Genomic DNA, 22,573 nt, shown 5'->3' on the forward strand with positions numbered 1-22,573 from the left:
GGCACCGCACACGAGGCTTTTGCCCTTGTGCCTTACCGCCCCCAAGTGTGAGGGTTTCGGCCCCCTGCCTTACCAGCTCCCGGTGTGAAGCTTTTGCCCTCGTGCCTTACCGGCGCCGTGTGTGAGGAGTGTCCGGCTTGGGCGCGTCGGTGCTTGGACTGAGGAGCGAAGGAGCGAAGCGGATGAGTGACGAGGGAAAGCACCGACTCGAAGCGCCCAAGCCCGCGACGCCGAAGGCGGAGCAAAAAGACACGGTTCGGGCGCGCCGACGCTTGGACTGAGGAGTGAGGGAGCGAAGCGGACGAACGACGAGGGAAAGCGTTGGCTCGAAGCGCCCGAACCCGCGACGCCGAAGGCGGAGCAAAAAGACACAACCCGCGACGCCGCCAGGCGGCGCAAAGAAACACAACAGGCGGAGCAAAGCGTCACAACACCACCCCCATCGATTCCGTCGTAGGTGGCACCAGAGCCCACACTCGGGCCGCGGCGAGGGGTTGGACGGTCAGGGCCAGGCCCTTCTTGATTCGTTCGTCCATCACCCGCCCGCCGTACACGGGCCCCGATCCTTCCACCGGTAGCACCAGCACTCCGAAGGGGCCGTCGACCTTGGGGAGGCTCACCTGTTTGGTGCGGGCGGCGGGGATGTCCACCTCGAACGGTTCCGGTGCCTTTCCCTTGCGTGGCAGGACCCGCACGCTCACCTTGCCTGCCGTCTCCGGCGCGCTCAGCACGAGCCTTGCACCCTTGTCCCCGCCGGTGTGGTTGTCGGCGACCACGCTGCCCAGGTCGATGGGGGCGGCTCCGGCGGTGAAGGCCACATCGGGTTTCTTGCCGGTCCCGGTGACCGTCACCCCGGCGAGGATGGGGGTCTCCGAGGTCAGCACGAGGGCGGCCGACCGGTCGTCCACGGCGTTCGACAGGTCCAGGGTCGCGACCGACTCGGCGGGCACTTCGAGCACCTCCTTGCCCTTGAGGGCGTAGGTCCCGTCCGAGGTGATCGCCTTGATCTCGACCAGGGTGTCGGTCTCGGCGGTCGAGGCGACCAGCAGCTGGCGGGTGCCGCCTCCGCCGGGGACGGCGGGGACCACGACGCGGGTCGCGGGAGGGGCCGAGGCGGGCAGCCAGTCCACGCCCTTTCCGCCGTGCATGATCGCCCGGGCCGCCGCGGTGACCCGGCCGGAGACGGTGCGTACCCCGACCGCCATGACGAGCGGTGAGGGCGCGACGTCCTTGAGGTCGATCGCCCTGGTCTCGCCCGGCTTCATGGTGATCACGTCGCCCGAGTCGGAGACCACCGGCCCCTCCCCCGCGTAGACCGTGAGCTCGACGGTCGCCTGGGCGAGTCCCGGGTTGGCGAGGTAGAGCGTGACGTCGGCCGCCGCGGGCCCGGGGCCGACCAGCCAGGTGTCGGCGGCGGGCTCGACGCACCGCACTCCGGCCAGCCCGCGGTGCCTGCCCGAGGTCTCCCTGCGGGTCTGGGAGGCCTCAAGGCCCGCCGCCATGTTCGCCTTGGCGGTCACGACGAGCGGGGCCGACTTGGCGGGGATCTTCTCGTGCCAGAGGGTGCCGGGGGTCCGCAGGGCCGTGACCGTGTTGTCCCCGGTGACGAGTGTGGCGGTTCCCGCGTCCTGGCCGCCCGGCGGGGTGACGACGGCGGCGTCGGTGTCACCGGGGTCGGGGCAGACGACCGTCACCGAGGCGACGGGGACCCGCCTGAGGCCCTTGGCCGGTTCGGCCTCGGGAGCGGGCCTGGTCGCGGAGGCGACGCCGTACAGGGCCAGCAGGGCGACCAGGACGAGCGCGAGGAGGCTGAACCGGTTCTCGATCAGGGACTTCATCGGCTGGACGGCTCCCTGCCTGGCTCGGGGACCTCGGTGCGAATCTGACTGTCGGCGCCGCGCGAGGCCGGGGCGGCCAGGACGGAGACGACCAGCAGCAGTACGGCCTGCGCCCACAGCCAGCGGCCGTGCCAGGGGTCGTCCTGCGGGGTGGGGGGCACGGTGACCGGCTGGGTCAGCTGCCACACGCCTATGGCACGCGACAGGCTCATCCTGGCCAGGGCGGGCTGGGAGTCGAGGGCGTGGCTGATCGTCTCGGTCACCGGCGGGACGACCACGACGAACCGTACGCCGTAGGAGGCGAGCACGTCGGCGTCGTCACCGCCCCTGCCCGAGGCCAGTCCTCCCGCGGCGACGGCGACCCGTTCCCTGGGGCCGGGCGGGGTGGGGATGTCGGCCTCGCCGACCAGCGGGGTACGGCCCCGCAGCACGGTGAAGGCCAGGGCGCCGTCCTTCTCGCGCAGCAGCAGGGTCCGTTCGCCGCCGCCGGAGTTGAGGGCGGCCAGCGCGGGCATCACGTCGCCGACGTCACCGCCGAGGGGGCCGCCCGCCCCCCTGGTGATCCACATTCCGGCCGCGAGGACCGGGGTCGAGAACGCGACGGCGACGACGGCGACCGCCACGGCTCTGCGCGGCCCGCCCGCCTTCCTGAGGTCGGCGATGCGGTTGGCGGTGAGCGCGGCGACGACGAGCATGCCGATCGCGGCGAGGGCGAGCGGCACGCCGGGCCAGGCGGGGGCCCGGGTGTCGGCGTTCAGCGAGGTGACCGGGGTTCTGCTGACCAGGATCGCGACCAGCGTGCCGAAGAGCGCGACGCCCCAGCCGACGGCGACGACCGTCCGGTCGCGGCGCATCAGCAGCGCGGCCAGGCAGGCGGCGATGAGGCCGCCCGTCACCCACAGCGGCGGCATCCCCGGGCCGCCGGGGCTGAGCAGCAGCAGCGAGGAGGCGGGCAGCGCGGCGTCGACCAGCTCGGGCCGGTGCAGGCCCGCTTCGAGCAGCAGCAGGCCGGGGGTGGAGACCACCTGGACCAGCCAGGGCAGCAGCAGCGCCACCGGGACGCCGAAGGCGATGACGACCGAGCCGGTCAGTCCCCTGCGGGGGAAGGCCAGCGCGGCCAGCGCGCCCAGGACCAGCGTGAGCGGGTAGATCAGCGGGGCGAAGGCCGTACCGACGGCCAGCAGCAGGCCGAGTCCCCAGGCGGCGCGGCGCGCCCGGCGCGGGTCGGCGGTCAGCATCCTGGTGGCCAGCGCCGCGTAGCAGGGCAGCAGCGTGAAGACCACGGCGGTGCCGAGTCTCCCGGCCGCGATCGCCCCGGTGGCGACGGGCAGCAGCGCGTAGGAGGCGCCGAGCCAGACGCGGGTCCAGCGGCCCGGGATCATCGCCCTGGTCGCGGTGTAGGCCGAGAGCCCGGCCAGCGGCACGCAGCCGAGCAGCAGCACGGTCACGGCGAGCCAGGGTTTGCCGAACAGCACCGTGGACAGCCCGGCGAGCACCGCCACGTACGGCGGCGCCCACCCGTCACCGCCGAGTCCCGCCTGACGGTAGCCCTCGGTGTAGAGGTCCCACAGGTCGGAGGCGCCGCCGATCACGGGGACGAGCGCGCCGCCGCCCAGCCGGGAGCCGCCGAGCAGGCCGCGTTCCGCGACCAGCGTGACGACGGCCAGGACCAGGAACAGCGCCATGCCCGGGCTGCCGAACAGGCGCCGGGTCGCCCCGACGTCGTCGGTGAGCAGCTCTTCCCCGTCCTCCTGGACGGGGGTCGCGGCGTGGTGGCGTCCCGCCGACTCGACGAGGCCGTTGCCCGCCAGGTAGCCCTGGAACCGGTCGGCCAGCCGACGGTAGCCCGCGCCCGGCGGGGTGAGCAGCCTGGCCGCCGCGGCGCCGCCGCGTCTCCTGCCCGCGGCGCGGACGCGTCTGGCCCTGACGAGCCTGCCCGGGTGCCTGAGGATCGAGCCGAGCGCGAGCGCCTCGTCCAGCGCGTCGGCGGGCTGTTTGGCCAGCAGGAACAGCAGTGTGCTGACCATCGAGCCGAAGAGGTTGCGCAGCAGCGCCCACGGCAGCGACCGCGCGGGCAGGTTCGCCATGACCACGAACATGGCGTTGCGGCGGTCGAGGCGGCGGGGGTGGTCGCCGCTGACGGTGATGCGGCGGCGGCGCCTGCCGGCCGCCTCCGCGTGCCAGGCGACGGCCTGGGTGACGTTGCGGACCCGGTATCCGGCGCTCCTGATCCGCCAGCACAGGTCGAGGTCGTCACGGAACAACGGCAGGAAGGGGTCGAGGCCGCCGACCTCCTCCCAGACGTCCCTGCGGACCAGCATCCCGGCCGTGGAGACCGAGAGCACGTCCCTGGCGCCGCTGTACTGGCCCTGGTCGAACTCGCGGGGTTCGATGCCGGTGTCCCTGCGTCCTCGCAGGTCCACGGTGACGCCGACCTCAAGCAGGAGCCGCCGGTCGAGCCAGTCGCGGAGCTTGGGGCCGAGTACGGCCGCGCCCGGGTCGTCGTCGGCGGCCTTCAGCAGGGCTTCGAGGGCGCCGTCGTCCGGCGCGCAGTCGTCGTGCAGCAGCCACAGCCACTCGTTTCCCTCAGAGGGCCCGAGCCGGTCGAGGACCTCGGCCACGGCCTGGCCGAAGCTCGTCGAGCGCGGCAGCGTGAGCACGGCGTTGCGGCCGAGGGTACCGGTCAGCAGCGCGGCGCTGCCGTCCTTGCTGCCGTTGTCGACCCCGACCGCCCGGTCGATGGGGCGGGTCTGCCGCAGCAGCGCGGCGAGGGTCTCCCCAAGCCAGCGTGCGCCGTCGTGGGCCACGACGATCGCGGTGACGGTGTGGTTGGGGCGGGGGGAGTCGGTGCTGGACATGCGTCCCGTGTTCAGGAAGGGCTGATGATCGGCGCGACCACGATACGGCACCCTCTGTTGAGGTATGCCTGATGCACCAAAAAAGGAGCATGTGGCCGGTCGGCCACATGCTCCGTCGATATATGATCAAGCACTCTCCGTGAACCCGTGGCCCCCGGTGAGCGCGTCAATCGTCCGCTCAGACCGCCTCGCGCTTGATCCTGCGGCGCTCCCTCTCGGAGAGCCCTCCCCAGATCCCGAACCGCTCGTCGTGCTCCAGAGCGTACTCAAGGCATTCGGCACGCACCTCGCACGAGCGGCAGACCTTTTTGGCCTCCCGAGTGGATCCCCCCTTCTCGGGGAAGAACGCCTCGGGGTCGGTTTGCGCGCACAGCGCGCGTTCCTGCCAACCAAGCTGCTCTTCAGCGATGCTGTCCTGTGCGATGACCAGGTCGGCCACTGCACACCTCCCTGCCGCCTGCCCGCAAATGGAGCCCCCCTATGAACGCCTCCCCTCTTACCCACCAGCGGGAAGGCGTAACAACACGTGTGTAATTACACGCGCGTGGCCTGTGTGACGTCAAGCGGCATGCCGGTATCCGGGGAAAGACCTGCTCTCCCCGGTAGTGGATCGTCCTACTGCCAAATACGGCGTTCACCCCGGTCTCCCGTGACGATCGCCTGGCTCTTCAGTGCTCTCGGCGGTCGGAACCGTACCAGGACATGTTCTGCTCCTGACCGGGACCCACCCTTTCTCTGTCCGGACTTTCCTCTCCCGTTACCTGGGTCGAGCGCTCCGGTTTGTAAATCGCGGTGGGGTCGATGGGGGGCTGCGAGTCCCACGAGCGCCCCGAGGGGCTCGGGCCGTTGAGCGGGTCGCCCTGGTATGCGGCGGGGTCGAACCTCAGCGTCGTCTCGGCCGGGGCCTCCCACTGGCCGCCGCCCTGCTGGTACGGCTGCGCCTGCGGGTACCCGAGGCTGTCGTAGTTTCCGCCCTGCTGGGGGGTCTGGGGGTTCGAGGTGTACTCGGGGACGCGCAGCTGCGGTTCCGGCGTGCCCGCCTGCGACTGCTGGTAGTTCTCCGCCTGCTGGTAGGCCTGCGCCATCTGCTGCGAGCGGGGGTCGACCGGGTCGGGCGCCGGGTAGTGCAGGTTCGGCTCGGTCTGGCGGACGTACTCGGAGCCGGAGTAGCCGGTGAACGGCTGGCCGTAGTTGTCCGGCGGCTGCGGGAAGGAGTGCTGCCCCTGCGCGTCGAACGTCAGCCGCGGCTCGCTGTCGGAGCCGTACGGCGAGGCCGCCTGCGGTTCGGGGCGGCCGCCGTAGGAGTCGGCTCCGTGGAACTGCCCGGCCTGTTGGCCGTACCCGGTGGCCTGGGGCTCGGCGGGCGGCGGGTAGGCGGACGGCTGGGGGTCGGCGTAGGCGTCGGTGTAGGACGGGGCCTGCGGCTGTGACGGTGGCTGCTGCTGTGGCTGCGGCTCCGTCCTCGGCCCGTAACCGGACTGGTCGTAGGCGGGCGGGTCGTAGGACGGCGCCGGAGGCTGGACGTCCGCCGGGACGTACGGCCCCGGGTTGTAGGACTCACCGTAGGAATCGTTGTAGGACTCCGCGGCGCCGTAGGAGGGGGCCGGGGAGGCGTGGGAGCCGGTCTGCGGGGTCAGCAGGTCCTGGCCGTACCTCTCGCCGTATCCCTCGGCGCCGTACGCCTCGGCGGCGGCGGCCGGGCCGGGGGGAAGGGCGGGCTGGCTGTGCGCGGGCCTGCTCGCGGGAGCGGGCGGAGCCTGCTGCGCGAACCCGTGGCTCCCCTGGTCCTGGACCGGGAAGCCGTGACCGCCCTGGTCCTGAGCCGCGAAACCATGGCCACCCTGATCCTGGGCCGGGAAGCCGTGACCGCCCTGATCCTGGACGGGGAAGCCGTGACCGCCCTGATCCTGGACCGGGAAGCCGTGCTGGGCCGCCTCCTGGGGGCGGGCCGCCTGCTCGTACTGCGGCGGGACCTGCTCGTGCGGCGGCCGGCCGTGCGCGGGGGGCTGTTCCTGGACGTTGACTCCCTGCGGCGCGCCCTGCTGGTCGTACGGCGGGAAGCCGTGCTGCTCCTGGGGCGGGAAGCCGTGCTGCGGGACCTGCTCCTGGGGGTGGGCCCCCGGGAAGGGCGCACCGGGCTGTGCGCCGGGCTGCGGAACGGAGTGCGCGCCGGGCTGCGGGGTGGGGAAGGTCTGGCCGTGGGAGAAGGCGGGTTCCTTCCGCGCGGGCCCGGCGGCGGCCATCCTGGGCAGGAGATAGGCCAGTGCGAGGCCGGTCAGCCCAAGGGTGGGGAGGCTGACGAGGAGGAACTCGACCTTCTCCATGAGGCCGGTCTCACCGGCGAACAGGCCGCCGAAGAGGCCGACCGTGCCGAACAGGGCGGCCAGGCCGAGCGTGCCGACCGCGATCTGTGTCATGAGCTTCAGCCGCGCGATCGCCGGGCCCGCGTTTGCCGCCAGCAGCACGGCGCCGACGAGCAGCGCGGTGGTCACCGGGGAGGTGAGTCCGCCCACCTGGCCGGCCGCGCGAAACGCGAAGGACCCTCCGAGCGATGTACCGAACAGCAGCCGCTCGACATCGACGAGAACGCCCGTGGACGCTACGGCGATCATGAGCCACGCGGCCGGCTCCCTGAGCCTGCCCGCTTCCGCATTGATCACGATTACTCCCAAAGGGTTCTCAGGTAAACCCGGGGCAAGTTTTGCACATGGCCGACTTAGGTGTCTGGAGTCCCAGCAAGCCCACTTATCCCATAAGTACTACATAGCATCCCATTCGGACATATTTCGGGCAGCCCTGAAGATCACGCTGCCAGCGAAGACGCCGTGCATAACGATCAAGACAAGTCGTCCCGCCCCCTTGACGAACGCTCCCATACCCCATCAGGGCGGTACCGGTACGGCAGTGGAACACTGGACCGCATGCGCATTGTGTCCCTCGCAGGTGGGATCGGCGGTGCCCGTTTCCTGCGCGGCCTCCGTTCCGCCGTCCCCGATTCAGAGATCACCGTCATCGGCAACACCGGTGACGACATCACCCTGTACGGCTTGCAGGTCTGCCCCGACCTGGACACCGTCATGTACACCCTGGGCGGCGGCATCGACGAGGAGCAGGGCTGGGGCAGGCAGAAGGAGAGCCACGTCGTCAAGGAGGAGCTGGCCGCCTACGGCGTCGAACCGCAGTGGTTCGGCCTGGGGGACCGCGACTTCGCCACGCACATCGTGCGCACCCAGATGCTCTCCGCCGGATACCCCCTGTCGGCCGTCACCGAGGCGCTGTGCGCCCGCTGGCAGCCCGGCGTGCGGCTGATCCCGATGACCGACGACAGGGCCGAGACCCACGTGGTCATCTCCGACGAGCGGGGCCGCAGGGCCGTCCACTTCCAGGAGTGGTGGGTACGGCTGCGCGCCTCGGTCCCCGCCGAGCGGATCATCCTCGTCGGCGCGGAGGAGGCCCGTCCCGCCCCCGGCGTGCTCCAGGCCGTCGCCGAGGCCGACGTGGTGATCCTGCCCCCGTCCAACCCCGTGGTGAGCATCGGCACGATCCTGCAGATCAAGGGCATCCGCGAGGCCCTTGAGGCCAAGACGGTCGTCGGCGTCTCCCCCATCGTCGGCGGCGCCCCCGTACGCGGCATGGCCGACGCCTGCCTGACCGCGATCGGCGTGGAGACCACCGCCCAGGCGGTCCTCGACCTGTACGGCTCGCCGCTGATCGACGGCTGGCTGGTCGCCGAGGAGGACGCCGGGGTCGCCCTCGACGGCGTGCGCGTCGAGGCCCGTCCCCTGATCATGCACGACGTCGAGGCCGCCGCCGACATCGCGCGGGCCGCCCTCGACCTTGCCGTCTCCCTGGCCGGGACCGGCGGCTCGGACGGGGAGGCCCGATGAGCAGGGTCCGCCGTACCAGGGACGGCTCCCAGGACGCCAGGCTGGAGATCTTCGCCGTCCCCGGCATCCCCGAGGTGAGGGAGGGCGACGACGTCGGCGAGCTGATCGCGGACGCCGTGCCCGACCTGCGTGACGGCGACATCCTCGTCGTCACCTCCAAGATCTCCAGCAAGGCCGAGGGGCGGGTCAGGCGAGGCATCACCCGGGCCGAGGCCATCACCGCCGAGACCACCCGGGTCGTGGCCCGCTGGGGCGAGACGGTGATCGCGCAGACCACGCACGGGTTCGTCATGGCCGCGGCCGGGGTCGACGCCTCCAACACCGAGACGGGCACCGTCGTGCTGCTGCCCGTCGACCCCGACGCCTCCGCCACCGCGGTGCGGGAGAGCATACGGCGCAGGCTCGGCGTCTCGGTCGGCGTCATCGTCTCCGACACCTTCGGCCGCCCGTGGCGCAACGGCCAGACGGACGTGGCGATCGGCGTGGCGGGGGTGACCCCCATCCTCGACTACCGGGGCATGTCCGACGACCACGGCAACGCTCTTGAGGTCACCCTGACCGCGGTCGCCGACGAGCTGGCCGCCGCGGGTGACCTGGTCAAGGGCAAGCTCGCCCAGACCCCGGTGGCGGTGATCAGGGGGATGGCCGAGTACACCACCCAGGAGGACGGCCCCGGCGTCCGCGAACTGGTCCGCCCGTCCGAGGAGGACATGTTCCGGTACGGCTCGCGGGACGTGCTCTTCGCCCGCAGGACCGTGCGTTCCTTCTCCGCCGAGCCCGTCGACGGCGCCAAGGTCCGCAGGGCCGTGGAGGCCGCGATCGCCGCCCCCGCCCCGCACCACACCACGCCGTGGCGGTTCGTCCTGCTTGAGTCGCCCGAGGTCAGGGCCAAGCTCCTGGACGCCATGCGGGAGGCGTGGATCACCGACCTCCGGGGGGACGGGTTCTCCGAGGAGGCGATCACCAGACGGGTCGCGCGCGGGGAGGTGCTGCGCGGCGCGCCGTACCTGGTGGTGCCCTGCCTGGTGACGGACGGCTCGCACACCTACCGCGACGAGCGGCGTAACGCGGCCGAGCGGGAGATGTTCGTGGTCGCGGCGGGTGCCGGGGTGCAGAACCTCCTGGTCCAGCTCGCGGTCGAGGGGCTCGGCTCGGCCTGGGTCTCCTCGACGATGTTCTGCCGCGACGTGGTCCGCGAGGTGCTCGGTCTGCCCGGCGACTGGGACCCGATGGGCGCCGTCGCCGTCGGCCGCCCCGCGGCCCCGCCCAGGGACCGCGCCCCGAGAAAGGCCGACGACTTCATCGTCGTCCGCTGAACCTTTCACCGTCCCCCGGTTTCCAGCCCCCTCCTGGGCACCCCCCGCCGGGGAACCCTCCGCGGACGACCGGGCCCGGCTCGCAGGCGGGCACGACGGCCCGCCCCGGTCGCGCGGGACCGGCCCGGTCTCCCCGTACGGCGGCGCCCTCGCGGGGTGGAGTTCACCCCCGGCGCCCGGCCCCACTCCTCCACGACGTCACTCCTGCGAGCGCGTCCCCGCCGCCCGGCGGCCCCGTGGCGGCGCGGAGCAGCCCCGGGCACGGCCCTCGTACAGTTGCTATGGACCGCTGATCTACGTATCCGTTGCAGTCGACGCCCCAGCATGTGCTTTGGAGTGTGACGATGGAAGAAATCGCAAGGTCAGATGCTCCGCGTCGGATGCCCGCACGGCTGCGTTCGCTCGCGACGGTCCTGATCGCCGCCCAGTGCGGTTTCTGGGGTGGCCGTGTCCTCGATGCGAGTTTCGGCGAGGACCTGCTGCTCGGCGGGGTCGTCGCGCTGGCCGTCGCCGGTGCGACCGGGATCGGTTTCCTCACCCTGAGGCGGCTGGGAGACGCCCTGGTCAGGTGGCGGGGGCACCGGACGGCCCTTGAGGCGGCCAGGGCGGAGCTGTTGTGCGCCGCCGCCATCGCGCAGGAGCGCGAGCGGATCGCCCGCGACCTGCACGACCTGCTCAGCCATGGGATCTCCACGATCGCCCTCAAGGGCGAGCTGGCCCGGCGGATCACCCCCGCGGAGTCCCCCCGGGTCAGGGAGGAGCTCTCGGAGATCATCGAGATCTCACGCAAGGCTCTGGCCGACGTCCGCGAGCTCTCGCACAACCACAGCAGGATGTCGTTGCGGGACGAACTGGACTCGGTGCTCTCGACGCTGTCCGGCCTGGGCATCAGGGTCGAGGCGGACATCTCCCCCGAGCCTCTCGACCCGGACACCGGGACCGTCCTGGCGATCGTGTTGCGCGAGGGCGTCACCAACCTCCTCAAACACGGCACCGGCCGGTGGTGCGAGGTCTCCGTCCGGTCCACGGGCGAGGCGGTCACGATGGTCCTGGCGAACGACTGTGCGCCGGGCAGCCCCTGGCGCCCGGCGAAGGACGGCAACGGGCTGGCCAACCTCGCGTCCCGGGTCGCCACGGTCAACGGCCGTTTCTCCGCGGCCCGTTCCGGCGGCCGGTTCGTCCTTGAGGTCGCGATCCCCAGGGACACCTTCTCCCCCGGCTCCCCGGGGTCCCCGAACTCCCTGGGCTCCTCCGGTGCCTCCGGCGTCCCGGCCGAGCGGGCGTCAGGAGAGCCACCCCGATTCCTGTGCGAGACGTAGCGCGTCGATGAGGTTGCGCGCGCGCAGTTTGCCGACGATGGCGGTGAGGTAGTTGCGCACGGTCCCCGGCGACAGCGACAGGCGGGCGGCGATCTCCCGCGCTCCCGCCCCCGACCCGGCCATCCTGAGCACCTCGGCCTCGCGCAGCGTGAGGGGGTTGGCCCCGTCGTTCCACGCGGCGAGCGCCAGCTTGGGGTCGAAGACGTGCTGCCCGTCGGCCACGGCCCGTACGGCGTGGGCGAGTTCCTCAGGCGGGGCGTCCTTCAGGACGTATCCGGAGACCTTCGCCTCGATGGCGCGGTGCAGCGTCCCCGGTCTTCCCAGGCCGGTGAGGATGAGGGTGCGGCATCCGGGCAGGGTCTCGCGCAGCCTGTTGGCGGCGCTGATGCCGTCGAGTCCCGGCAGGCCCACGTCGATCAGGGCCACGTCGGGCCGGTGCCGTACGGCCTCGGAGACGATCCGGTCGCCGTCGCCGACCTCGGCGACCACCTTGAGATCGTCTTCGAGTTCGAGCAGGGCCACCAGTGCGCCCCGGATCATGTTGACGTCCTCGGCTATCAGGACTCGGATCACTACGCCCCCTTGGCTGGTGTGCCGCTTTTCTGCGAAAAATCCACCTGTAGCGCTTTAAAAGCCGTCATATCCCACCAAATAGGTCGGGTGCGAGGCTGGTTCAAGTGTTCCTCGATCGGCTCCGGCCATGCTGGGACCCGGTCGAACGCACGCCGGAGGCCGAGCCGCCGAGGGGGATGTCGATGAGCACCGTCACGCACGAACCGCCCGAGCCCGTGACCACGGGCCCCGCCTCTCCGATGCGCGAGCGCGTCGCCGCGCTGACGTGGATGCGGGCCCGTGCCAGGGTGGGGCCCGGCGAGCAGGCCTCCCGGGCGCAGCACGCCAAGGGCAAGCTGACCGTCAGGGAACGGCTCAGGCTGCTGTTCGACGAGGGGACCTTCACCGAGATCGAGGCCTTCCGCAGACACCGCGCGACGGGCTTCGGCCTTGAGGACCGCAGGCCGTACACCGACGGCGTGGTGTGCGGGTGGGGGCGGGTGCACGGGCGCAAGGTCTTCGCCTACGCGCACGACTTCCGGATCTTCGGCGGCGCCCTCGGCGAGGCCCACGCCGAGAAGATCCACAAGGTGATGGACCTCGCGGAGACGACGGGCGCCCCGATCGTCGGGCTGTGCGACGGCGCGGGCGCGCGCATCCAGGAGGGGGTGACGGCGCTGGCGGGCTACGGCGGGATATTCCAGCGCAACGTCCGCGCCTCCGGGGTGATCCCGCAGATCAGCGTGGTGGTCGGCCCCTGCGCCGGGGGCGCGGCCTACTCCCCCGCGCTCACCGACTTCGTCTTCATGGTGCGCGGGGTGGCGCAGATGTTCATCACCGGCCCCGACGTGGTCCAGACGGTGACCGGAGAGAGCGTCACCCACGAGGAGCTCGGCGGCGCCGACGTGCACGCGCGCTCCGGCGTCGGCTCCTTCGTCTACGACGACGAGGAGACCTGCCTGGCGGACGTCAGGTACCTGCTGTCGCTGCTGCCGTCCAACAACCGGGAGTCCGCGCCCGTCCTCGCGCCCGCCGACCCGCCGGACCGGCGGGTGGAACGGCTGCTCGACCTGGTCCCGGTCGAGACCGGCCGCGCCTACGACATGCGGGCGGTGATCGAGGAGATCGTGGACGACGGCGAGATGCTGGAGCTGCACGAGCAGTGGGCGCCGAACGTCGTGTGCGCGCTGGTCAGGCTGGACGGGCAGGTCACCGGCATCGTCGCCAACCAGCCCGCCAGCCTCGCCGGGGTGCTCGACATCGACGCCTCGGAGAAGGCCGCCAGATTCGTCCAGTTCTGCGACGCCTTCAACATCCCGCTGGTGACGATGGTCGACACCCCGGGTTTCCTGCCCGGGACGGACCAGGAGCACGGCGGCGTCATCAGGCACGGCGCCAAGCTGCTCTACGCCTACTGCAACGCCACGGTCCCCCGCGTCCAGCTCGTCCTGCGCAAGGCGTACGGCGGCGCCTACATCGTGATGGACTCGCGCTCCATCGGGGCCGACCTGTCGCTGGCGTGGCCGACCAACGAGATCGCGGTGATGGGCGCCGAGGGCGCCGCGAACGTCATCTTCAGGCGGGAGATCGCCGCGGCCGAGGACCCGAAGGCGGTCTTCGACCTGCGGACCGAGCAGTACCGCCAGGAGCTGATGCACCCCTACCACGCGGCGGAACGCGGCCTCGTCGACGACGTCATCGACCCGGCCGACACCCGCTCCGCGCTGATCGGCGCCCTGGCGATGCTGCGCGGCAAGCACCGGGTGTTGCCCTCGCGCAAGCACGGAAACCAGCCACAGTGACAGCGACGATGACAGCGACGCCGATCCTGGTCGTCCGGGGCGAGGCGGGAGCCGAGGAGCTCGCCGCTCTCGCCGTCGTGCTGCTCGCGCTGGGCAGGCGGGGCACACCCGGCGCCACACCACCCGGCGAGGGCGCCTCACGGCCCGTCCCATGGTCGGAGGGGCTGGACGGCTACCGTCCGCCCGGCTCCTGGGCCTCCGGTGAGCACCCCTCCTGGGCGGGGCTTCCCCGGGAGTCCCGCCACCCGTAGGACCGAACCGTGGACGGCCCCGCCGAAGACACGCGGCGTGAACGGCCCGGCCGCGCCGTTCACAGGACCGGATCGCGGGCGGGCCCCGCCGAAGACGCGCGGCGTGCCGTTCACAGGACCGAGTCGCGGCCGTGTGGCAGCTCCCAGTCCGCCTCGACCGGTTCGACCTCGATCCGCGCCGGACCCGGCCTGCGGATCGAGGAGCGGTCCCTGCGGAAGGTCCCGAAGTCCGTGGTGTCGCGGAAGGCGGGCCGCTGGTACAGGTCGCGGGCGTAGGCCCACAGGTTCGGGAAGTCGCTCAGGCTCCGTTCGCTGATCTTCCCGAGCGGGTTGTCGAGGAGGTCGAAGCGGGCCAGGGTCGGCCACAGCCAGACGTCGGACTCGGTGATCGTGTCCCCGAACAGGAACCGGCGGGTGGCCAGGCGCCTCTCCATCCGGTCGAGGACGGCGACGACACGCCCGCGCGCCGCCTCGTACCCCTTCTGGGTGGTGGTCATCGCCACCTCCCAGGCGCCGCCGTTGAGGTCGGCGTGCAGGTAGGCGTTGAGCCTGTCGATCTCCGCGCGTAGCTCGGGCGGGTAGAGCCGGACCTCCGGGTCGCCCCACTCCTCGAACTGGGTGCCGAGGTCGACGGTGATGGCGGCGTAGTCGTTGCTGACGAGGCCGCCGGTCACCCGGTCCCACAGCGCGGGCACCGAGACCGGGCCGTCGTAGCCGGGCACGGTCGCCTCGTAGGCCTGCCTGAGGCGGCCGAAGCCGTTCACCGGGTCGGGGCCGCGCCGAGGGCCGAAGGTCCACCCCTCGGCGCCGAGGTCGTCCTCGACGTAGGACAGCGTGACGACCTCCCGCAGACCCTTGAGGTCGCGCACGATGGCCGTCCGCTGCGCCCAGGGACACGACCAGGCCAGATAGAGGTGGTAGCGGCCGGGCTCCGCGGGGTAACCGCTTGAGCCGTCGGCGGTGACACGTCCCTTCAGCGCGGAACCGTTCACTGGATTGCCTCCGTCGTTGGTCGGGGCCGGGCGGCCGGGACGAGGTGGGCCGTACCCGCCTGTTCGGACGGCCGGTCGAGTCTGGGGATCGCGGCCAGCAGTTCGCGGGTGTAGTCGGCCCGGGGCGCGGTGAAGATCTGGCCGACGTCGCCGGTCTCGACGACGCGGCCCTCCTTGAGCACCACGACCCGGTCGCTGACGTGGTGGACGACGCCCAGGTGGTGGGAGACGAACAGGTAGGCCATCCCCAGCTCCGCCTGCAGGTCGGCCAGCAGGTCGAGCACCTGCGCCTGCACCGAGACGTCCAGGGCGGAGACCGGCTCGTCGCAGACCAGCACCCGGGGCCGCGGGGCCAGGGCGCGGGCGATGGCGACCCGCTGCCGCTGGCCTCCCGACAGCTGCCGGGGGCGGCGTTCCAGCACGCCGCCGTCGAGCCCGACCTGGTCGAGCAGCAGCAGGGCCTGGTCGCGGCGTTCCGCGCGGGGCACCCCGCCGACCATGAGCGCCTCGTCGAGGATGCGCCTGACGTTGAAGCGGGGGTCGAAGGAGCTGAGCGGGTCCTGGTAGACCACCTGGACGTGACGGCGGGCCTCGCGGCGCTGCCGTGCCGTCATCTCCCCCCAGGTCCTGCCCTCGACCAGTGCCTGCCCGCCGTCGGATTCGAGGAGGCCGAGCACCAGTCTGGCGACGGTCGTCTTGCCCGACCCCGACTCGCCGACCAGTCCGAGCGTCTCACCCGCGCGCAGCTCGAAGGAGACCTCGTCGACGGCGCGCCGCCCACGGAAGTCCTTGACCAGGCCGCGCGCCTCGATCACCACCTCCCCCGGGGCACGGCGCGGCTCGGGCCGTACGTGCCCGGACGTCGCCGACAGGCGGGTGCCCCTGCTGTGCTCTCCCGGGATGGCGGCCAGCAGCGCCCGGGTGTAGGGGTGGGACGGGGCGGTGAGGACCCGGCCGGTCGGCCCCTCCTCGACCACCGTCCCGTCCTTCATGACCAGCACCCGGTCGGCCAGCCGCGCGACGACCGCCAGGTCGTGGCTGATCAGCAGCAGCGCGGTGCCCGCCCGCCGCCGTTCGTCGAGCAGCCGCAGGATCTGCGCCTGCACGGTCACGTCGAGCGCGGTCGTCGGCTCATCGGCGATGAGCAGCTCGGGGTCGCAGGCGATGGCCGAGGCGATCAGCGCCCGCTGGCGCAGGCCGCCGGACAGCTCGTGCGGGTACTGCCCGGCCCGCAGTTCGGGCTCGGGCACCCCGACCTCGCGCAGCAGCTCGATGACGCGCCCGTCGATCTCGGCGCGCGGCACCGCGCGGTGCAGCCTGAGCGTCTCGGCGATCTCCCTGCCGACCGGCCGCAGCGGGTCGAGGGAGACCAGCGCGTCCTGCAGGACGTAGCCGATCCCGGTGCCGCGCACCTGACGCCACTGCCGTTCGCCGAACGCCAGGGCGTCCTGCCCGCCGACGCGCAGCCGGGCGGCGCCGACGGTGGCGCCCTCTCCGGTGAGCCCGATGAGGCTGCGGGCGGTGACGCTCTTGCCCGAGCCGGACTCCCCGACGATCGCCACGCACTCGCCGGGGCTCACCGCCAGGGACACTCCCCGTACGGCCTCGATCGCCCCGAAGGACACGGTCAGGTCCTCGACCTCGACCAGCGGGTCACCGTTCATCGGTCCCTCCCCTCAAGGCGCCGCTGCAGGGCGCGTCCGACGACCGTGATCGACAGCACGGTGAGCGTGACGGCCGCGCCGGGGAAGACCGCGACCCACCACGCGACCGAGAAGTAGTCCCGCCCGCCGGCCAGCATCGCCCCCCACTCGGGGGCAGGCGGCCTGGCGCCCAGCCCGAGGAAGCTGAGCGAGGAGGCCGCGACCAGCGCGGTGCCGACCTCGATGGTGGCCAGTACCAGCAGCGGGGCGAAGGCGTTGGGCAGGATGTGACGCAGGACGATCCGGCTGCGGGTGAGGCCGAGCGAGGTCGCGGCCTCCACGTGGCCCGAGCGGCGGATCACCATCGTCTGCACCCTGACCAGCCGGGCGTAGCTGGGCATCGTGTACAGCGCGATGGCGTAGATCGAGTTGAGGGTGCCGGGGCCGGTGATCGTCAGGACGAGCAGGGCCAGCAGCAGGGTGGGCAGCGACAGCGTCACGTCCGTCAGCCGCATGATGATCTCGTCGGCGACCCGCCCGCCGAGCGCGGCCAGCAGCCCGAGCAGGGTGCCCGCGCCCACCGCGAGCACCGTGGCGCCGACCCCGGCCAGCAGTGACTGGCGGGCGCCGTACACGATGCGGGTGAAGACGTCCCTGCCGATGGCGTCGGTGCCGAACGGGTGACCCTCCCCCGGAGGTTGCAGCGCCATCAGCGCGTCCGACTCGTGGGGGGCGCCGTCGGTGAGCAGGCCGGGCGCCACGGCGGCCAGGACGATCAGGGAGAGCGCGATGCCCGCGGCCCAGACGCCCGGCCGGACGCCGGGTCGTTCACGGGTCGCGGCCCGCAGGGTGACGGCCGTCATGTGGCCTCCCTCAGCCTGGGGTCGATGACCAGGTAGAGCAGGTCGATCAGGGCGTTGACGACGACGTAGACGGTCGCGGTGAGCAGCGTGACGCCCATCACGACCGGCAGGTCCTTGCCGGTGACGGCGCCGAGCATGAGCGTGCCGAGTCCCTGTCTGGAGAAGACCTGCTCGATCACGACCATGGCGCCGAGCAGCAGCCCGAACAGCCATCCGGCCAGGGTGACGACCGGCAGCAGGGCGTGTCTGAGGGCGTGCCTGAGCCGTACGGCGGCGTCGGACATGCCGCGGGCGCGGGCGGTCAGCACGAACGGCTCGTCCAGCGCCCGTTCCAGTCCCTCCCGCATGACCTGGGCCAGCAGGGCCGTCACGGGCAGGGCCATGGAGATCGCGGGCAGGACCAGCCCCGCGAGGCCGTCACCGCCCGCCGCGGGGAACCAGCCGAGCTGGAAGGAGAAGACCGTCAGCAGCAGGATGCCCACCCAGAAGATCGGCACGGAGGTGCCGACGAGTTCGGCGCCGGAGGAGACCCCGCGGATCCAGCGGGAGCGCTTGGCGGTCAGCAGCGCCAGCACCGTCGCCAGCACCAGCGCCAGCCCCATCCCGGCGGCGGTGAGCTGGAGCGAGGCGCCCAGCTGCGACCAGATGGCCGTGCCGACCGACTCGTTGAGCTGGTAGGAGTGGCCGAGGTCGCCCCTGACGACCATGCCGAGGTAGGAGAGGTACTGCGTCAGAACGGGCCTGTCGAGCCCGTAGTCGGCGATGATCTGCGCCTTGACCTGCGGGGAGACGATCGAGGTCCCCACCAGTGCGTCGGCCACGCTGCCCGGGGTGAGCTGGAGGGCCGCGAAGGAGACCGTGGCCGCCCCCCAGATCACCAGGAGTGAGGTGGCCAGCCTGACCAGCACCGCGCGCAGGCGGCGCCGGTGGCGGAGGCCGGGGACGGTCCCGCTCATCGCGCGGCGACCCAGGCGTCGTAGAAGCTCGGGTAGGCCTGCGCCTCCCAGGTGACGCCGTGCACCCTCCTGGCGGCGCCGAGCACGTAGTTGAAGGTGTAGACGGGGAAGACCGCGGCGTCCTCGACGACCTTGCGCTGCACCTTGGCGTACAGCTCGGCGCGCTTGGCCGGGTCGACGGTGTCGAGGGTCTGGTCGAGCCAGGCGTCGACGTCCTTGTTCGAGTAGCGGGAGGCGTTGGCCCCCGAGCCGCCCTGGTCGTTGGGGATGTTGGCGGAGGCGAACAGGTCGCGCAGGGCGTCGGCGTCCACCCGCTGCCAGCTGTAGTCGGACAGGTCGTAGTCGCCCCGCAGGGCGATGGGCGCGTAGTTGCTCGGGGTGACGTCGAGGAACTGGACGTCGATGCCCGCCTTCCTGGCCTCGGCCTGCACCTGCTCGGACAGTACGGCGCGCTGCTCGCGGGCGATCATCTTGACGAACATCCACCGGACGGTCAGCCGTTCGCCGTTCTTCGTCCGGTAGCCCTGGGCGTCGCGGGCGGTCCACCCGGCCTCGTCGAGCAGCTTCGCCGCCGCCTGCGGGTCGTATCCACCGAGTTGTTCGGTGCCGGGGTCGTAGCCGAAGGTGCTGGGCGCGATGGGGCTCGCGGCGGGCTGGAAGACGCCGAAGTAGAGCTTGCCGATGATCGTCTTGAGGTCGATCGCCGCGCGGAAGGCCTGCCGTACGCGGACGTCGGAGAAGACGCCCTTGGCGGTGTTCGGGTAGTAGTTGTAGTTGCCGCCGGGGGCCTGACGGGTCTCAAGCCAGAGTCTGGAGTCGGCCTTGACCTGGCTGACGTTGACCGGGGGGACGCTTCCGATGGCGTCGACCTGGCCGCTGGTCAGCGCGCCGACCCGGACGGAGTCCTCCCGCAGGACCTTGAACTCCAGTTTGTCGAGGTAGGCGGGGCCGGTGTGCGCGGTGCCCCGCGGCGGCCAGGCGTACTTCGGGTTGCGGTGGTAGGTGATGCCCTGACGCGGGGTGAAGGCGTCGATCACGAACGGCCCCGAGCCCACGACCTTCCTGGCCAGGGCGTCGGCGCCGAGCTTCAGCGAGGCGGGCGACTGGATGCCGAGGTAGGGGGTGGACAGGGCCGACAGCAGCGGGGAGTGCGGCCGGGAGAGGTCGACGCGCACCGTGTGCGGGCCGATCACCTCGGTCCCCTTGTAGGGGGTGATGAGCCCGGCGGCGAGTTCGGACTTGGTCTTCGGGTCGACGACGTGGTCGAGGTTGGCCTTCACCGCCGCGGCGTCGAACGGCGTGCCGTCGCTGAAGGTGACGTCCTTGCGGAGCTCGAAGGTGTAGCTCTTCCCGTCCGGCGAGACCTGCCATGACGTCGCCAGCCAGGGGTGCACCCCGCCCTTGGGGTCCAGGGAGACCAGGGAGTCGAGCACGGGCCGAGTGAAAACGGCGGTTATGTCGGAGGGGCTCGCGTGCGGGTCGAGATTACTCGGTTCGGTATTGACCGCGTAGCGAAGAATTCCCCCGCTGACCGGTTTGGTGGATTTCGTGTCGCTTTCAGCGGCGGCGCCGCATGAGGAGAGGGCAAGGGCGGTGATGAGCAGCAACGCGGGAGGCGCGAATCTGCCGGTCAAGTACACTCCGTCAGCACCTTTACGGGTAGTGCGTGCCAGGAACCGGCCCGGGGCCGGCCGTCCATATTACATATCTTCCTGGTAGGAAATGTAGCCTTCTTTTCATGACATGTCAGGCGCTTCGGCGCGATGTTCTACTAATTCGGGCTTCTCCGATTTATCCGACTGCTCTGACCCATGGGCGTCCGCGGGCCGTACACCGCGCAGCAGCAGGACCACCGCGACCGCGAGCCCGAAGACGGTGACCATGCCGATGCCCGCCGCGAGCCGCAGCCCGTGGGTGAACGCCTGCCCCGCGGCCAGGCGCAGGCTCTCGCCCAGCTCACCGGGCAGCCGCGCCGCGGCGGAGAAGGCCGCCCCCACCGTGTCGTGGGCCGCGGCGACGGCCTGCGGGGGCAGGCCCCGGGGCAGGTTCCCGGCCACCTCTCCCCGGTAGACGGCCATCCCGGCGCTGCCGATGGCCGCGATGCCCAGGGCGAGACCCAGGTCGGAGCCGGTCTCCGAGATCGCCGAGGCCGCCCCCGCCTGCCGTACGGGGACCGAGCCGAGCACCAGGTCGCTGCCCAGCGCGAGCGTCGGCCCGAACCCCAGCGAGGTCATCACGGTGGCCGCGACCACGATCCCGACCCCGGCGTCCGCGCTGACCTGTGTCAGCACCCCCATGCCCAGGGCCGAGAGGGCCAGCCCGAACGCCATGAGGTAGGCCCTGGGGATCCGGCGGGCGAGCACCGGGGCGAGCATGGTGCCGGTGATGCTCGCCACCGCGCTGGGCACGACCACCAGGCCCGCCCGCAGCGGCGACAGCCCGAGCACCGTCTGCAGGTACTGGCTGATGAAGAACTGCATGCCGGCGGAGGCCGCGATGGCCAGGGCGGTCGTGCCCAGCGAGGCGGTGAAGGCCCGGTTGGCGAACAGCCTGGTGTCCAGCAGCGGGTCCCGCAGCACCCGCTGCCGCCGGACGAAGACCACGCCGACGGCCACCCCGGCGACCGTGACGGCCACGGCGGGCAGGCTCACCCCGGCCGCGGCGATCCGCTTGAGCCCGTAGACCACGGCCAGCACGGTCGCCAGCAGCAGCCCGGCGCTGAGGAAGTCCAGCGGTCCCGGCTCCGGGTCGCGCTGCTCGGGCAGCAGGATCGGGCCGAGCACGACCAGCAGCACGGCCACCGGTACGGCCAGCAGGAACACCGACCCCCACCAGAACCGTTCCAGCAGCGCCCCGCCGACGACCGGGCCGAGCACGGCGCCCGCGGTGAAGCTGGAGATCCAGACACTGACCGCGACCGCGCGCTGACGCGGGTCCTCGAAGATGGTGCGGATCAGCGACATCGTCGAGGGCATCAGGGTCGCCGCGGTGACGCCCATCAGCGCCCGCGCCAGGATCAGCAGCTCGGCGTTCGGGGCGAGGGCGGCGAACGCGCTGGCCAGGCCGAACGCGCCCGCCCCCCAGATGAGCAGCCTGCGGCGGCCGATGCGGTCGCCCACGTTGCCCATCGTGATCAGGAATCCGGAGATCACGAACCCGTAGACGTCGATGATCCACAGCAGCTGCGTGCTGTCGGGCCGCAGGTCGGCGCTCAGTTTGGGCACGGCCAGGTTCAGCACGGTCATGCTGATCGCGATCACGACCGTCGGCAGTGCCAGCACCGCCAGGCCGAGCCAGTCGCGCGTGGTTGCGCGCGCCGGTGCAGCGGCGACCATCGGTTGATCCCTTCGTCGAGTTCGTCCGGAAGGCCGCCGCGCCGCGACGGTCCGCGTGGGATGGGGGCTGTCCTCACGCCCCCGGGTTCACAGCCCGATCGTGTCGGCCAGCAGGTCGACCTGGGCGGGGTCGGGGTCGTTGCCCGCGAAGATCAGCTCGTCGACGCCGATCTCGGCGAACCCGGCGACCGCCGTCGTGATCTGCTCGGGCGTGGTGAGCGCCGCCGAGGCGCCGTAGGAGGCGTACTCCTCGCCGGCGAAGGCGTAGTAGGGCTCGATGGCGGCCGAGACCGCCCGGCGGGCGTCCGGCCCCAGGGCGAACATCACGGTCGCGACCACCCTCGGGGCGCCCGGCCTGCCCGCGTCCGCCCAGGCCTTGGCCAGGCCGGGGGTGAACTCCCGCACCCCCTCGACCGTCGCGTCGCCGGCGATCCACCCGGTGCCCCGGGTGGCGATGCGCCGCAGGGCCGCCTCCGAGTGCCCGCCGAACAGCAGCGGGATCCCGCCGTCCGTCGCGGCGCGGGGGCCGACCGGGTCCTCTCCCCGGGAGACCCCGGCCAGCCGGTCGAGCAGCCGGTCGAACTGCCGTCCCCGGGTGGCGTAGTCGACGCCGCCCTCGGTGAAGTCGTCGTCCCGCAGCCCGGGGGCGAGGCCGAGCTGGAGCCTGCCGGGACCGGCGAGCTGGTCGAGGGTGGTCACGGCCTTGGCGAACAGCGCGTGGTTGGCCCGCAGCGGCGCCAGCAGCACGCTGGTGAGCAGCCGGATGCGGGAGGTGGCCCCGGCCGCGGCGGCCAGCGTGATCAGGGGTTCGGGCGTCGTCCAGACCAGGCGGTCGCTGACGGAGAGCGTGGAGAAGCCGCGTTCCTCCGCCCGGCGCGCCCAGTCGACCAGGGCCCGGCCCTGTGTCCAGGGGGCGTGCCCGGGAAGCCCGATACCGATGTCCATGCGGGTGTGATTCCTC

At 72.1% G+C, this 22,573-nt stretch carries 17 protein-coding genes; 5 read left to right on the forward strand and 12 right to left on the reverse strand.

The annotated features are described in order from the left end of the window. Positions 1–425 precede the first annotated feature (425 nt). The 4 genes from ACFOYY_RS27655 to ACFOYY_RS27670 form a co-directional block, all read right to left on the reverse strand. Positions 426–1,838: a DUF5719 family protein gene (locus ACFOYY_RS27655; RefSeq protein ID WP_386193383.1), complete on the reverse strand. Its 1,413-nt coding sequence runs from the start codon at positions 1,836–1,838 to the stop codon at positions 426–428. After that, complete coding sequence (locus tag ACFOYY_RS27660) at positions 1,835–4,696, reverse strand: glycosyltransferase family 2 protein (protein ID WP_386193386.1); 2,862 nt, start codon at positions 4,694–4,696, stop codon at positions 1,835–1,837. The genes ACFOYY_RS27655 and ACFOYY_RS27660 overlap by 4 nt, the downstream gene beginning before the upstream one ends. A gap of 178 nt (positions 4,697–4,874) precedes the next feature. After that, positions 4,875–5,135 carry a WhiB family transcriptional regulator gene (locus ACFOYY_RS27665; protein WP_012888122.1) on the reverse strand — a complete coding sequence of 87 codons (261 nt, stop codon included), beginning with the start codon at positions 5,133–5,135 and terminating at the stop codon, positions 4,875–4,877. A 229-nt stretch (positions 5,136–5,364) separates the two neighbouring features. Next, positions 5,365–7,356, reverse strand: a complete 1,992-nt coding sequence (locus tag ACFOYY_RS27670) for a hypothetical protein (RefSeq protein WP_386193390.1) — start codon at positions 7,354–7,356, stop codon at positions 5,365–5,367. Between the two features lie 261 nt (positions 7,357–7,617). Between ACFOYY_RS27670 and cofD the strand changes: the two genes are divergently transcribed. From cofD to ACFOYY_RS27685, 3 genes are all read left to right on the forward strand, one after another. Beyond that, positions 7,618–8,583, forward strand: a complete 966-nt coding sequence (gene cofD / locus ACFOYY_RS27675) for a 2-phospho-L-lactate transferase (protein WP_352009876.1) — start codon at positions 7,618–7,620, stop codon at positions 8,581–8,583. Next, on the forward strand, positions 8,580–9,899 hold the full coding sequence (locus ACFOYY_RS27680; RefSeq protein ID WP_386193394.1) for a coenzyme F420-0:L-glutamate ligase: 1,320 nt from the start codon (positions 8,580–8,582) through the stop codon (positions 9,897–9,899). Before cofD ends, ACFOYY_RS27680 begins: the two co-directional genes overlap by 4 nt. Positions 9,900–10,279: 380 nt before the next feature. Beyond that, entirely contained in the window at positions 10,280–11,218 is a 939-nt protein-coding gene (locus ACFOYY_RS27685) for a sensor histidine kinase (protein ID WP_386193397.1), read from the forward strand. Here ACFOYY_RS27685 and ACFOYY_RS27690 read toward each other — a convergent pair. After that, positions 11,183–11,791: a response regulator transcription factor gene (locus tag ACFOYY_RS27690; protein ID WP_352009879.1), complete on the reverse strand. Its 609-nt coding sequence runs from the start codon at positions 11,789–11,791 to the stop codon at positions 11,183–11,185. The two genes, ACFOYY_RS27685 and ACFOYY_RS27690, sit on opposite strands and share 36 nt — an antisense overlap. Before the next feature lie 182 nt (positions 11,792–11,973). Between ACFOYY_RS27690 and ACFOYY_RS27695 the strand changes: the two genes are divergently transcribed. Together ACFOYY_RS27695 and ACFOYY_RS27700 are read left to right on the forward strand one after the other, a co-directional pair. Then, positions 11,974–13,572 carry an acyl-CoA carboxylase subunit beta gene (locus tag ACFOYY_RS27695; RefSeq protein WP_386193402.1) on the forward strand — a complete coding sequence of 533 codons (1,599 nt, stop codon included), beginning with the start codon at positions 11,974–11,976 and terminating at the stop codon, positions 13,570–13,572. 8 nt (positions 13,573–13,580) lie between these two features. Continuing rightward, positions 13,581–13,823 (forward strand): acyl-CoA carboxylase epsilon subunit, encoded by a 243-nt coding sequence (locus ACFOYY_RS27700; protein ID WP_352009880.1) that lies wholly within the window; start codon positions 13,581–13,583, stop codon positions 13,821–13,823. Positions 13,824–13,933: 110 nt separating this feature from the next. Here the strand turns inward: ACFOYY_RS27700 and ACFOYY_RS27705 are convergent, their stop codons facing one another. The 7 genes from ACFOYY_RS27705 to ACFOYY_RS27735 form a co-directional block, all read right to left on the reverse strand. Beyond that, positions 13,934–14,815: a glutathione S-transferase C-terminal domain-containing protein gene (locus tag ACFOYY_RS27705; protein WP_352009881.1), complete on the reverse strand. Its 882-nt coding sequence runs from the start codon at positions 14,813–14,815 to the stop codon at positions 13,934–13,936. Beyond that, positions 14,812–16,479, reverse strand: coding sequence for an ABC transporter ATP-binding protein (locus ACFOYY_RS27710; RefSeq protein WP_352009882.1), 1,668 nt, complete (start codon positions 16,477–16,479; stop codon positions 14,812–14,814). Before ACFOYY_RS27710 ends, ACFOYY_RS27705 begins: the two co-directional genes overlap by 4 nt. Further along, positions 16,476–17,321, reverse strand: coding sequence for an ABC transporter permease (locus ACFOYY_RS27715; RefSeq protein WP_352009883.1), 846 nt, complete (start codon positions 17,319–17,321; stop codon positions 16,476–16,478). Before ACFOYY_RS27715 ends, ACFOYY_RS27710 begins: the two co-directional genes overlap by 4 nt. Continuing rightward, on the reverse strand, positions 17,318–18,277 hold the full coding sequence (locus ACFOYY_RS27720; protein ID WP_362772478.1) for an ABC transporter permease: 960 nt from the start codon (positions 18,275–18,277) through the stop codon (positions 17,318–17,320). Before ACFOYY_RS27720 ends, ACFOYY_RS27715 begins: the two co-directional genes overlap by 4 nt. Next, complete coding sequence (locus ACFOYY_RS27725; protein ID WP_362772481.1) at positions 18,274–19,710, reverse strand: ABC transporter substrate-binding protein; 1,437 nt, start codon at positions 19,708–19,710, stop codon at positions 18,274–18,276. Before ACFOYY_RS27725 ends, ACFOYY_RS27720 begins: the two co-directional genes overlap by 4 nt. 303 nt (positions 19,711–20,013) lie before the next feature. After that, positions 20,014–21,612, reverse strand: a complete 1,599-nt coding sequence (locus ACFOYY_RS27730) for an MFS transporter (RefSeq protein ID WP_386193408.1) — start codon at positions 21,610–21,612, stop codon at positions 20,014–20,016. Positions 21,613–21,699: 87 nt separating this feature from the next. Further along, on the reverse strand, positions 21,700–22,557 hold the full coding sequence (locus ACFOYY_RS27735; RefSeq protein WP_352009887.1) for an LLM class flavin-dependent oxidoreductase: 858 nt from the start codon (positions 22,555–22,557) through the stop codon (positions 21,700–21,702). Positions 22,558–22,573: the final 16 nt, after the last annotated feature.

Origin of the sequence: Streptosporangium jomthongense, assembly GCF_042650425.1 — a bacterium.
GTDB lineage: Bacteria > Actinomycetota > Actinomycetes > Streptosporangiales > Streptosporangiaceae > Streptosporangium.